Annotated in this window: 14 protein-coding genes; all 14 read left to right on the forward strand. The window is 61.4% G+C overall.

Translation table 11 applies throughout. The features are described 5' to 3' along the window. Window positions 1-138: 138 nt before the first annotated feature. The 14 genes from paaA (at window position 139) to LRM19_RS06010 (ending at window position 12,139) form a co-directional block, all read left to right on the forward strand. Window positions 139-1,068 (forward strand): 1,2-phenylacetyl-CoA epoxidase subunit PaaA, encoded by a 930-nt coding sequence (paaA, locus tag LRM19_RS05945; protein WP_271367799.1) that lies wholly within the window; start codon window positions 139-141, stop codon window positions 1,066-1,068. Between the two features lie 12 nt (window positions 1,069-1,080). Beyond that, entirely contained in the window at window positions 1,081-1,368 is a 288-nt protein-coding gene (paaB, locus tag LRM19_RS05950) for a 1,2-phenylacetyl-CoA epoxidase subunit PaaB (RefSeq protein ID WP_003857353.1), read from the forward strand. Window positions 1,369-1,376: 8 nt separating this feature from the next. After that, window positions 1,377-2,123, forward strand: coding sequence for a 1,2-phenylacetyl-CoA epoxidase subunit PaaC (gene paaC, locus LRM19_RS05955; protein ID WP_271367800.1), 747 nt, complete (start codon window positions 1,377-1,379; stop codon window positions 2,121-2,123). 11 nt (window positions 2,124-2,134) lie between these two features. Continuing rightward, window positions 2,135-2,632, forward strand: a complete 498-nt coding sequence (gene paaD / locus LRM19_RS05960; RefSeq protein WP_271367801.1) for a 1,2-phenylacetyl-CoA epoxidase subunit PaaD — start codon at window positions 2,135-2,137, stop codon at window positions 2,630-2,632. Window positions 2,633-2,639: 7 nt separating this feature from the next. Further along, entirely contained in the window at window positions 2,640-3,710 is a 1,071-nt protein-coding gene (gene paaE, locus LRM19_RS05965; RefSeq protein WP_271367802.1) for a 1,2-phenylacetyl-CoA epoxidase subunit PaaE, read from the forward strand. After that, window positions 3,707-4,474, forward strand: a complete 768-nt coding sequence (gene paaF, locus LRM19_RS05970; protein ID WP_223582124.1) for a 2,3-dehydroadipyl-CoA hydratase PaaF — start codon at window positions 3,707-3,709, stop codon at window positions 4,472-4,474. Before paaE ends, paaF begins: the two co-directional genes overlap by 4 nt. Beyond that, the gene (paaG, locus tag LRM19_RS05975) at window positions 4,474-5,262 is read left to right on the forward strand and encodes a 2-(1,2-epoxy-1,2-dihydrophenyl)acetyl-CoA isomerase PaaG (protein WP_271368223.1); all 789 of its coding nucleotides are present in this window, start codon (window positions 4,474-4,476) and stop codon (window positions 5,260-5,262) included. The genes paaF and paaG overlap by 1 nt, the downstream gene beginning before the upstream one ends. Before the next feature lies 1 nt (window position 5,263). Next, window positions 5,264-6,688, forward strand: coding sequence for a 3-hydroxyacyl-CoA dehydrogenase PaaH (paaH, locus tag LRM19_RS05980; RefSeq protein ID WP_271367803.1), 1,425 nt, complete (start codon window positions 5,264-5,266; stop codon window positions 6,686-6,688). Then, on the forward strand, window positions 6,678-7,100 hold the full coding sequence (gene paaI, locus LRM19_RS05985; protein WP_008502373.1) for a hydroxyphenylacetyl-CoA thioesterase PaaI: 423 nt from the start codon (window positions 6,678-6,680) through the stop codon (window positions 7,098-7,100). The genes paaH and paaI overlap by 11 nt, the downstream gene beginning before the upstream one ends. After that, window positions 7,100-8,305 carry a 3-oxoadipyl-CoA thiolase gene (gene pcaF / locus LRM19_RS05990; RefSeq protein ID WP_271367804.1) on the forward strand — a complete coding sequence of 402 codons (1,206 nt, stop codon included), beginning with the start codon at window positions 7,100-7,102 and terminating at the stop codon, window positions 8,303-8,305. Before paaI ends, pcaF begins: the two co-directional genes overlap by 1 nt. A 27-nt stretch (window positions 8,306-8,332) precedes the next feature. Then, window positions 8,333-9,649: a phenylacetate--CoA ligase PaaK gene (paaK, locus tag LRM19_RS05995; protein WP_271367805.1), complete on the forward strand. Its 1,317-nt coding sequence runs from the start codon at window positions 8,333-8,335 to the stop codon at window positions 9,647-9,649. Between the two features lie 102 nt (window positions 9,650-9,751). Beyond that, a complete protein-coding gene (gene paaX / locus LRM19_RS06000; protein WP_271367806.1) occupies window positions 9,752-10,687 on the forward strand; it encodes a phenylacetic acid degradation operon negative regulatory protein PaaX in 936 nt (311 codons plus the stop codon). A gap of 9 nt (window positions 10,688-10,696) precedes the next feature. Then, window positions 10,697-11,293 carry a phenylacetic acid degradation protein PaaY gene (gene paaY / locus LRM19_RS06005; protein WP_025757959.1) on the forward strand — a complete coding sequence of 199 codons (597 nt, stop codon included), beginning with the start codon at window positions 10,697-10,699 and terminating at the stop codon, window positions 11,291-11,293. Window positions 11,294-11,395: 102 nt separating this feature from the next. Continuing rightward, window positions 11,396-12,139, forward strand: coding sequence for an SDR family oxidoreductase (locus LRM19_RS06010; RefSeq protein ID WP_271367807.1), 744 nt, complete (start codon window positions 11,396-11,398; stop codon window positions 12,137-12,139). Window positions 12,140-12,155 lie beyond the last annotated feature (16 nt).

Consider the following 12,155-nt stretch of genomic DNA (forward strand, 5'->3'; position numbering starts at 1 on the left):
AAAAAGGCTTGCGAGCAACGTCACAGAATCAGGAAACAATTCTTGGGGTTGTATTTAACCTTTGTGTAACTTTTAAAAAACAAAGTGATTCAACATTACGCTTTAATTTGCAAACTAACGAATCATAAAGGTGATGACGTGACGCAAGAACAACGGTTTGAGCAGCGCATAGCGCAGGAGACGGCGATTGAGCCTCAGGACTGGATGCCTGACGCCTACCGTAAGACGTTGATCCGTCAGATTGGCCAGCATGCGCACTCCGAAATTGTCGGCATGCTGCCGGAAGGGAACTGGATCGCCCGCGCCCCGACGCTGCGCCGAAAAGCGATCCTGCTGGCGAAGGTGCAGGACGAAGCCGGACACGGGCTTTACCTCTACAGCGCGGCGGAAACGCTGGGCTGCGCGCGGGAAGACATCTACCAGAAGATGCTCGACGGCAGGATGAAATACTCCTCCATCTTCAACTATCCGACCCTGAGCTGGGCCGATATCGGCGTGATCGGCTGGCTGGTGGACGGCGCGGCCATCGTCAACCAGGTGGCGCTGTGCCGCACTTCCTACGGTCCGTATGCCCGCGCGATGGTGAAAATCTGTAAAGAAGAGAGCTTCCACCAGCGTCAGGGCTTTGAGGCCTGCATGGCGCTGGCGCAGGGCAGCGAGGCCCAGCGCCAGATGCTGCAGGATGCCATCAACCGCTTCTGGTGGCCGGCGCTGATGATGTTCGGGCCGAACGACGACAATTCGCCGAACAGCGCCCGCAGCCTGGCGTGGAAAATCAAACGCTTCGGCAACGACGAGCTGCGCCAGCGTTTCGTCGACAACACGGTGCCGCAGGTGGAAATGCTGGGCATGACGGTGCCCGATCCCGACCTGCGTTTTGATGAAGAGAGCGGTCATTATCGCTTCGGCGAGATCGACTGGCAGGAGTTTGACGAGGTCATTAACGGGCGCGGCATCTGCAACCACGAACGCCTGGCCGCGAAACGTAAAGCCTGGGAAGAGGGCGCGTGGGTGCGGGAAGCCGCGCTGGCGCACGCCGAAAAACAGCGCGCCCGTCAGGCCGCGTAAGAGGAAACAACCATGAGCAATGTCTACTGGCCGCTGTACGAAGTGTTCGTACGCAGCAAACAGGGGTTATCCCACCGTCACGTTGGCAGTCTGCATGCCGCCGACGATCGCATGGCGCTGGAAAACGCGCGTGATGCCTACACCCGCCGCAGCGAAGGCTGTTCTATCTGGGTGGTTAAGGCGAGCGAGATTGTCGCCTCCCAGCCGGAAGAGAGCGGCGAGTTCTTCGACCCGGCGGAGAGCAAGGTTTACCGCCATCCGACGTTCTACACCATTCCCGACGGCATCGAGCATATGTGAGGCAAACAATGAATTCAGTGACTGCCTATGCCCTGCGTCTGGGCGACAACGGTCTGGTGCTTTCCCAGCGTCTCGGCGCCTGGTGTGGCCACGCGCCGGAGCTGGAAATCGACCTCGCGCTCGCCAATATCGGTCTCGACCTGCTGGGGCAGGCGCGCAATTTCCTGACCTATGCCGCGGAGCTGGAAGGCCAGGGCGATGAAGACACGCTGGCGTTTGGCCGAGACGAGCGCCAGTTCCGCAACGTTCTGCTGGTGGAGCAGCCGAACGGCAGCTTCGCCGACACCATTGCCCGCCAGTACCTGATGGATGCCTGGAACGTGGCGCTGTACGAACGCCTGACCCATAGCCGCGACGGCCAGCTTGCCGCCATCGCCGCCAAAGCGGTTAAAGAGGCGCGCTACCACCTGCGCTTCAGCCGCGGCTGGCTGGTGCGTCTGGGCGACGGGACCGAAACGTCCGCGCAAAAAATGCAGCAGGCTATCGACAATCTGTGGCGTTTTACGGCGGAGCTGTTTGAAGCCGATGACGTCGAGGTGGCGCTGATTGAGCCCGGCGTGGCGGTTGACCCGCGCGTCCTGCGCCAGCCGTGGGAAAGCGAAGTCTTTGCCGGTCTGAATGAAGCCTGCCTGCAGGTTCCCGCCGAGGTGGCGTACCGCACCGGGGGCAAACAGGGGCTCCATACCGAACATCTGGGCCCGATGCTGGCGGAAATGCAGTATCTCCAGCGCGCGTATCCCGGTCAGCAGTGGTAAAGGAGAACGCTATGCAACGCCTCGTCGACATCGCGCCTGCGCAAATCCCGCAGATCTGGTCGCTGTTAAGCCAGATCCCCGATCCGGAAGTGCCGGTATTAAGCATCACCGATTTAGGCATGGTGCGCAGCGTGAAGGCGCAGGGTGAAGGTTGGGTTATCGGCTTCACGCCCACCTACTCGGGCTGTCCGGCGACGGAGCACCTGCTGGGGGCGATCCGCGAGGCGATGACCGCGCACGGCTTTACCCCGGTGCACATTGTGCTCCAGCTTGAACCCGCCTGGACCACCGACTGGATGACCCCCGACGCGCGCGAGCGCCTGCGGACGTACGGCATCAGTCCGCCGGTGGGGCATAGCTGTCACGCGCACGCCCCGGTGGAGGTGAGCTGCCCGCGCTGCGCCAGCACCGACACCGCGCTTATCAGTGAATTTGGCTCGACGGCCTGCAAAGCGCTCTACCGCTGCAATTCCTGCCGTGAACCCTTCGACTATTTCAAATGTATTTGAGGCTGCCATGACAACGTTTCATTCATTAACAGTGGCAAAAGTGGAACCCGAAACCCGCGACGCGGTGACCATCACCTTTGCGGTGCCGCAGGCCCTGCAGGAGGCCTACCGCTTCCGTCCCGGCCAGCACCTGACGTTAAAAACGAAGCTTGAGGGGGACGAGCTGCGCCGCTGCTACTCCATCTGCCGGAGTACCGCCCCGGGCGAAATCAGCGTGGCGGTCAAAGCCATCGACGGCGGGCGCTTCTCCCGCTATGCCCGGGATGAGATCAAAGCGGGCATGGCGCTGGAGGTAATGGTTCCTCAGGGGCAGTTTGGCTACCAGCCGCGGGCCGAACGCGAAGGCCACTATCTGGCAATTGCGGCAGGCTCCGGGATCACCCCGATGCTGGCAATTATCTCCGCGACGCTTGAGACCGAACCGAACAGCCATTTCACCCTGATCTACGGCAACCGCAGCAGCCAGAGCATGATGTTCCGCCAGGCGCTGGCGGACCTGAAGGACAAATACCCGCAGCGGCTGCAGCTGGTCTCCATCTTCAGCCAGGAGCGGCTGGACAGCGATCTGCTCTATGGCCGCATCGACGGGGAAAAACTGCAGGCGCTGGCGAAAACCCTGATCAACTTCCGCCAGTACGACGAGGCGTTTATCTGCGGCCCGTCCGCAATGATGGACGACGCGGAAGCCACGCTGAAGGCGCTGGGGATGCCGGACAAATCCATTCACCTTGAGCGCTTTAACACCTCCGGAATCACCGTTAAGCGCGCGGTGCACGTGCAGGTGGGTGGACAAAAAGTGACCGTTCGCCAGGACGGGCGCGACCGTGAAATCACCCTGACGGCGGACGACGAAAGCATTCTCGATGCCGCCCTGCGTCAGGGGGCGGATCTGCCTTATGCCTGCAAGGGCGGCGTCTGCGCCACCTGTAAATGCAAAGTGCTGCGCGGGAAGGTGGACATGGCAACCAACTACAGTCTGGAGCCGGACGAGCTGGCGGCCGGGTATGTGCTGAGCTGCCAGTCGCTGCCGTTAACCGCCGACGTGATCGTCGACTTCGACGCGAAGGGGATGGCATGAGCGAACTGATTGTTACCCGTCATGGCCGCGTGCTGCAGCTGACGCTAAACCGTCCGGCGGCGCGCAACGCTCTCAACAACGCGCTGTTGACCCAGCTTGCGGAACAGCTTGAGGCCGCCGCCGTGGATGCCGAGATTTCCGTCTGCGTGATTTACGGCAGCGAGCGCTGCTTTGCCGCCGGGGCCGATCTCAACGAAATGGCGGAGAAAGACCTGCCCGCCACGCTAAACGATATTCGCCCGCAGCTGTGGTCACGCATCAATACGTTCAGTAAACCGCTGATCGCCGCCGTGAACGGCTTCGCGCTGGGCGCAGGCTGCGAGCTGGCGCTGCTGTGCGACGTGGTGATTGCCGGTGACAACGCCCGTTTCGGTCTGCCGGAAATCACGCTCGGCATCATGCCCGGCGCGGGCGGCACCCAGCGTCTTATCCGCAGCGTCGGGAAATCGCTGGCCAGCAAAATGGTGCTGACCGGTGAGAGCATTACCGCAGAGCAGGCGCTGAGCGCCGGGCTGGTGAGCGATGTTTTCCCGGCAGCGCTGACGCTGGAGTATGCCCTGAAGCAGGCGGCCCTGATGGGGCGCCACTCGCCGCTGGCTTTACAGGCAGCCAAACAGGCGCTGCGCCAGTCTCAGGAGGTGCCGCTTCAGGCTGGTCTGGCCCAGGAGCGCCAGCTGTTTACGCTGCTTTCTGCCACCGAAGACCGCCGCGAAGGCATCAACGCCTTCCTACAAAAACGCACTCCCGACTTTAAAGGACGCTAATTGTGGAATTTATTCTCAGTCATGTAGAACAGGGCGTGATGACCATTACGCTGAACCGTCCGGAGCGTCTGAACAGCTTTAACGACGTGATGCACCAGCAGCTGGCCGAGTGCCTGAAACAGGCCGAGCGCGATGACACTATCCGCTGCCTGCTGATCACCGGGGCAGGACGCGGCTTTTGCGCCGGTCAGGACCTCAACGACCGCAACGTCGACCCTAACGGCCCGGCGCCGGATCTGGGCATGTCCGTTGAAACCTTCTACAACCCGCTGGTGCGCCGCCTGACAAAGCTGCCGAAGCCGGTCATCTGTGCCGTTAACGGCGTGGCGGCGGGCGCGGGCGCCACGCTGGCGCTCGGGTGCGACATGGTGATTGCGGCGCGCTCCGCCAGCTTCGTGATGGCCTTCAGCAAGCTCGGCCTGGTGCCGGACTGCGGCGGCACCTGGCTGCTGCCGCGCGTGGCCGGACGCGCTCGCGCCATGGGGCTGGCGCTGCTCGGGGACAAACTCAGCGCCGAACAGGCGCAGGCGTGGGGCATGATCTGGCAGGTGGTGGATGACGAGCAGCTCTCCACCACGGCACAGCAGATGGCCCTGCATTTTGCGTCGCAGCCGACCTTCGGCCTGGGGCTGATCAAGCAGGCGATCAATGCTTCGGAAACCAATACTCTGGACGCGCAGCTCGATCTCGAGCGCGACTATCAGCGCCTGGCCGGGCGCAGCGACGACTACCGCGAGGGCGTCAGCGCCTTCCTCGCGAAGCGCGCACCGAACTTTACGGGGAAATAAGATGCTGAACATACGTACGGTCGCCGTGATTGGCAGCGGCACGATGGGTGCCGGGATTGCCGAAGTGGCGGCCAGCCACGGGCATCAGGTGCTGCTCTATGACATTTCCAGCGATGCGATATCACGCGCCATCGACGGGATCCGCCAGCGTCTGGCCTCCCGTGTGACGCGCGGAAAACTCTCCGCCGATGCCGGGAGCCAGACCCTTGCCCGGCTTGTTCCCGTCACGGAGATCGACGCGCTCTCCGCGGCCGATCTGGTGATTGAAGCGGCCTCAGAACGGCTGGAGGTGAAAAAGACGCTGTTTGCCCAGCTGGCTGAGATCTGCCCGCCGCAGACGGTGCTGACCAGCAATACCTCCTCCATCTCCGTCACGGCGATTGCGGCGGACGTCCACCACCCGGAGCGCGTCGCAGGGCTGCATTTCTTTAACCCGGCGCCGGTAATGAAGCTGGTGGAGGTGGTCAGCGGGCTGGCGACCTCCCCGGAAGTGGCCGACGCGCTGTGCGAGCTGGCCCTGAACTGGGGCAAACAGCCCGTTCGCTGCCAGTCAACGCCGGGGTTCATCGTCAACCGCGTCGCGCGTCCGTTTTATTCTGAAGCCTGGCGCGCGCTGGAAGAGCTGGTCGCGCCGCCGGAGGTGATTGATGCCGCCCTGCGCGAAGGCGGCGGCTTCCCGATGGGGCCGCTGGAACTGACCGACATGATTGGTCAGGACGTAAATTTTGCGGTGACCTGCTCGGTATTTAACGCCTTCTGGCAGGAGCGTCGTTTTCTGCCTTCGCTGGTTCAGCAGGAACTGGTGCTGGCTGGAAGGCTGGGCAAGAAAAGCGGGAAGGGCGTGTACGACTGGCAGGGCGACAAACCTGACGTGCAGTGGGTTGAGTCGGTGAACGACAGCTATAGCCCGATGCGCGCGGAAAAAAGACGTGACGGTGTCACAGAAATTGATGATGTGTACCTGATTGAAACGCAGGGAGAGACCGCGCAGGCGCTGGCGCTGCGGCTTAACGGCCCGGTAGTGGTGGTAGACCGCATCGAGCGTGACGTGGCGGTCATTGCCGCCGCGGTCAGCAACCCGCATACCGCAACGCAAAAAGCCATCCGCTACCTGCAACAGCAGGGACACCGGGTGGTGCGAATTGCCGATTATCCCGGCCTGCTGATCTGGCGAACGCTGGCGATGATTGCCAACGAAGCGCTGGATGCCCTGCAAAAAGGGGTCGCCAGCGAGAAGGATATCGACACGGCCATGCGCCTGGGCGTGAACTACCCGAGCGGGCCGATCGCCTGGGGCGAACGCCTGGGCTGGCAGCGCCTGCTGACGCTGCTGGAGAACCTGCAGCGTCATTACGGCGAAGAGCGCTATCGCCCCTGTTCACTGCTGCGCCAGCGCGCGCTTCTGGAGAGTAGCTATGAGTCATAACGCCTGGCATAACGCCCGCACCATGTACGAACGGGACGCCTGCGCGCAGGCGATGGGGATGGACATTGTCGAGATGGACGAGGGCTATGCGGTTGTCACCATGACCATCACCCCGCAGATGCTGAACGGCCACAAAACCTGCCACGGCGGCCAGCTGTTTTCGCTGGCGGACACTGCCTTTGCCTACGCCTGCAATAGTCAGGGGCTGGCGGCGGTGGCCTCCGGCTGCTCAATTGATTTCCTGCGTCCGGGCTTCGCCGGGGACACGCTCACCGCCACCGCGCGGGTGAAGCATCAGGGCAAGCTGACCGGCGTGTACGACATTGAAATCCAGAACCAACAACAGAAAACCGTCGCCCTTTTTCGCGGAAAATCTCACCGCATCGGCGGCAGCGTGACAGGAGAAGCCTGATGCGTGACGCATTTATTTGTGATGGCGTTCGAACCCCGGTGGGTCGCTACGGCGGCGCGCTTTCCGCAGTCCGAACCGACGATCTGGGTGCCGCTCCGCTGCGCGCGCTGCTGGCCCGCTACCCGCAGCTCGACCTGGAGCGGATCGACGACGTGATTTTCGGCTGCGCCAACCAGGCGGGGGAAGATAACCGCAACGTAGCGCGCATGTCGTCGCTGCTGGCCGGGCTGCCGGAGACGGTGTCCGGGACCACCATTAACCGCCTGTGCGGTTCCGGGCTGGACGCGATTGGTTTTGCCGCCCGCACCATTAAGGCGGGCGACGGCGACCTGCTGATCGCGGGCGGCGTGGAGTCGATGTCCCGCGCGCCGTTCGTGATGGGCAAAGCCACCGCCGCGTTTCAGCGTCAGGCGGAGATCTTTGATACCACCATCGGCTGGCGATTTGTGAATCCGCTCATGCATCAGCAATTCGGAACTGACAGTATGCCGGAAACGGCAGAGAATGTAGCTGAATTGTTAAATATCAGCCGTGCCGATCAGGACGCGTTCGCCCTGCGCAGCCAGCAGCGTACCGCGCTGGCACAGCAGAACGGCATTCTGGCGCAGGAGATCGTGCCGGTGCAGGTGCCGGGTAAAAAAGGGGCGGTCACAGAGTTCAGCGTGGATGAACATCCGCGCGCGGACACCACGCTTGAACAGCTTGCCGGGCTGAAAACGCCATTCCGTAAGAACGGGGTGGTCACGGCGGGGAATGCCTCCGGGGTCAACGACGGCGCTGCGGCGCTGATCGTCGCCAGCGAGAGGATGGCGCTGGCGCAGGGGTTAGTCCCGCGCACGCGGATCGTGGCGATGGCGACGGCAGGCGTGGAGCCACGTCTGATGGGGCTCGGCCCGGTGCCGGCCACCCGCAGGGTGCTGGAGCGCGCCGGACTCAGCATTCACGATATGGACGTCATCGAGCTTAACGAAGCTTTCGCCGCGCAGGCGCTGGGCGTGCTGCGTCAGCTGGGCCTGCCGGATGATGCCGCGCACGTTAACCCGAACGGTGGCGCGATTGCGCTGGGACACCCGCTGGGCATGAGCGGCGCCAGGCTGGCGCTGGCCGCGAGTAATGAACTGCACCGACGCGGCGGGCGCTACGCGCTGTGTACGATGTGCATCGGTGTGGGTCAGGGCATTGCCATGATCCTTGAGCGTGTTTGAGCATAAAAACAATGTGAGTACCCTACAATGACAAATACAACAAAGCTTGATCCGATTGAAACGGCCTCCCTTGACGAGTTACAGGCGCTGCAGACAGAGCGTCTGAAATGGACGCTGCATCACGCCTACAACAACGTGCCGATGTACAAACGCAAGTTTGACGCCGCGGGCGTTCACCCTGACGATTTCAAAGAGCTGGCGGATATCCGTAAATTCCCGTGCACCACCAAGCAGGACCTGCGGGATAACTATCCGTTCGATACCTTTGCCGTGCCGATGGAGCAGGTGGTGCGCATTCACGCGTCTTCCGGCACCACCGGCAAACCGACCGTTGTCGGCTATACGCAGGGCGACATTGATAACTGGGCCAATCTGGTGGCCCGCTCCCTGCGCGCGGCGGGCGGCAGCGCGAAGGACAAAATTCACGTGGCGTATGGCTACGGCCTGTTTACCGGCGGGCTGGGGGCGCACTACGGGGCCGAGCGTTTAGGCGCGACGGTGATCCCGATGTCCGGCGGCCAGACGGAGAAACAGGCGCAGCTGATCCGTGATTTCCTGCCGGACATGATCATGGTGACGCCATCCTACTGCCTCAACCTGATTGAAGAGCTGGAACGCCAGATGGGCGGCGATGCCAGCACCTGTTCCCTGCGCGTGGGCGTCTTCGGCGCCGAGCCGTGGACGCAGGCCATGCGCCGGGAAATTGAAAAACGCTTAGGCATTACGGCGCTGGACATCTATGGCCTCTCCGAAGTGATGGGGCCGGGCGTGGCGATGGAGTGTATCGAAACCGTCGACGGCCCGACCATCTGGGAAGATCATTTCTACCCTGAGATCGTCAACCCGAACGACGGCACGCCGCTGGATGACGGCCAGCAGGGCGAGCTGCTGTTCACCACGCTGACCAAAGAGGCGCTGCCGGTGATCCGCTACCGCACCCGCGACCTGACGCGCCTGCTCCCGGCCACCGCGCGCAGCATGCGCCGTATGGACCGGATCAGCGGCCGCAGCGACGATATGCTGATCATCCGCGGCGTCAACGTCTTCCCGTCGCAGCTGGAAGAGGAGATCGTGAAGTTCGAACATCTTTCGCCGCACTACCAGCTGGAGGTGAACCGTCGCGGACATCTTGATTCACTTTCCGTGAAGGTGGAGCTAAAAGAGAGCAGTCTGACGCTGACCCACGAGCAGCGTTGCCAGGTGTGCCACCAGCTGCGCCACCGCATTAAGTCGATGGTGGGGATTTCCACCGACGTGACGATCGTGAACTGCGGCAGCATCCCGCGCTCGGAGGGAAAAGCCTGCCGGGTGTTTGACCTGCGTAAAGCGGCGGCCAACGGCTAAGTTTCCTCTCACCCCGGCCCTCTTCCAAAGGGAGGGGGTTAGGGTGAGGGGCTATCCCAGAATCCTATGCTATGATTCATCCAGGACAAAAATAACAACAGAATGAATCACATGAATAAACTCGACGCCTTTATCCAGCACGCGGTCAGCTCCGTTCCCGTCAGCGGGACCTCGCTTATCTCCTCGTTATACGGTGACGCGCTTTCCCATCGCGGCGGTGAGATTTGGCTCGGCAGCCTGGCTGCCTTACTGGAAGGCATGGGGTTTGGCGAACGGTTCGTGCGTACCGCGCTGTTTCGCCTCAACAAAGAGGGCTGGCTGGACGTCTCGCGCATCGGGCGTCGTAGCTTTTACCGCCTGAGCGATAAGGGGCTGCGCCTGACGCGTCGCGCGGAGAATAAGATCTACCGCGCGGAACTGCCCGCCTGGGACGGAAAATGGCTATTGCTGCTCTCAGAAGGGCTGGACAAAACCACCCTTGCCGACGTCAAAAAGCAGCTGATCTGGCAGGGGTTTGGCACGCTGGCGCCGAGCCTGATGGCCTCGCCGTCGCAGCATCTTGCGGACGTGCAGTCCCTGCTTCACGATGCCGGCGTGGCGGAAAACGTGATTTTCTTTGAAGCCCACTCGCCGCTGGCGCTCTCCCGCGCCGCGCTGCGTTCACGCGTGGAAGAGTGCTGGCAGTTAACCGAGCAAAACGCGATGTACGAGTCGTTTATCAGCTCGTTCCGGCCGCTGCTGCCGCTGCTGAAAGAGGCCGCGCCCGAGGAGCTGACGCCGGAACGCTGCTTCCAGATCCAGCTGCTGCTGATTCACTTTTATCGTCGCGTGGTGCTGAAAGACCCGCTGCTGCCGGAAGAGTTGCTGCCCGCGCACTGGGCGGGACAAAGCGCCCGACAGCTCTGCATTAATATCTATCAGCGTGTCGCGCCGGGAGCGCTGGTGTTTGTCAGCGAGAAGGGCGAAACCTCCGTCGGCGAACTGCCCGTGCCCGGCACGCTCTACTATCAGCGCTTTGGTGGTCTTACAAGCGCCTAAGGAGGGAAGATGCCTGTTTATCAAATTGACGGCCTGACGCCGGTGGTACCTGACGAGAGCTACGTTCACCCAACGGCGGTGCTGATTGGCGACGTGATTCTGGGCAAAGGCGTGTATGTCGGTCCTAACGCCAGCCTGCGCGGTGATTTTGGCCGTATCGTGGTGAAAGACGGGGCGAACATTCAGGATAATTGCGTGATGCACGGCTTCCCGGAGCAGGACACGGTGGTGGAAGAGGACGGGCATATTGGCCACAGCGCCATTCTTCACGGCTGCGTGATCCGCCGCAATGCGCTGGTGGGCATGAACGCGGTGGTGATGGACGGGGCGGTCATTGGTGAAAACAGCATCGTCGGCGCGGCTGCGTTCGTGAAGGCGAAAGCGGAGATGCCCGCCAACCATTTGATTATCGGCAGCCCGGCCAAAGCGATTCGCGAGCTGAGCGAGCAGGAGCTCGCCTGGAAGCAGCAGGGCACGCGGGAATACCAGGTGCTAGTGGAGCGCTGCAAGCTGACGATGCATCAGGTTGAACCGCTGCGCGAAGTTGAGCCTGAACGGAAGCGGCTGACGTTTGATGAGAATTTAAGGCCGAAGTCGGCGGTGTAGGACGGGAAGTCTGCGCCAGGGCACTAACGGGAAGATGTGACCCCGCCTCATCATGCTATAAATCCTCCGACACAGACTCATCACGATAAAGGACGCAGAATTATGCTGAGAGGAAAACGCGCTGTTATCACGGGCGGCGGCGGGGGATTTGGTCAGGCGCTTTGCGTCTGGCTGGCGCGAGAGGGCGTTGACGTTGATTTTAGCGCCCGTCGCGAGGAGGATATAGAAAAAACTTGCGCCCTCATCGCGGCTGAAGGGGGTATGGCAAGAGGGTATCTCTGTGATTTAGCCCAGCCGGAATCCGTTTCTCAGTTCTCTTCGCAAGTCTTACATTCAGACAGGCCAATCGATATTTTAATACTGAATGCTGCTCAGTGGCTGTCAGGAACAATAGACGAACAATCGAGCTCTGAAATCGTCAATACCGTTAGTTCAGGCCTGACAGGTTCAATCCTGCTCGCCCAGACGCTGCTTTCAGGATTGCGACGCTCAGACGGCGCAGACATCATTGCGATTATATCCGCATGCGGTATTCCGAACTTTACAGATTCCATTGCCCATCCCGCTTTTTTTGCCAGTAAACACGGGCTAAGCGGCTTTCTAACAAAACTGTCAGCACACTTATCCAAAGAAAATATTCGGGTAACCGGGTTATATCCGCCTGATTTTGAACTGACCGGTTTAGATGCGCCTGTCGAACGTCAAACAAGAATGGGGGAGCGTCTGGTGAATGGACGGTCCATCTGGGAAACGATGCGTTTTGTGCTGACTCAGCCTCGAAGTTGCCATATTAGTACCATCTACTTTCAGGGGCCGACTCGTGAAGATCTGGCGCATCAGGCCTGAATCTGACGGCGGGCGC

The sequence above is a fragment of the Enterobacter sp. PI-10 genome (assembly GCF_027947695.1).
In the GTDB taxonomy this organism is placed as follows: Bacteria; Pseudomonadota; Gammaproteobacteria; order Enterobacterales; family Enterobacteriaceae; genus Enterobacter; species Enterobacter vonholyi.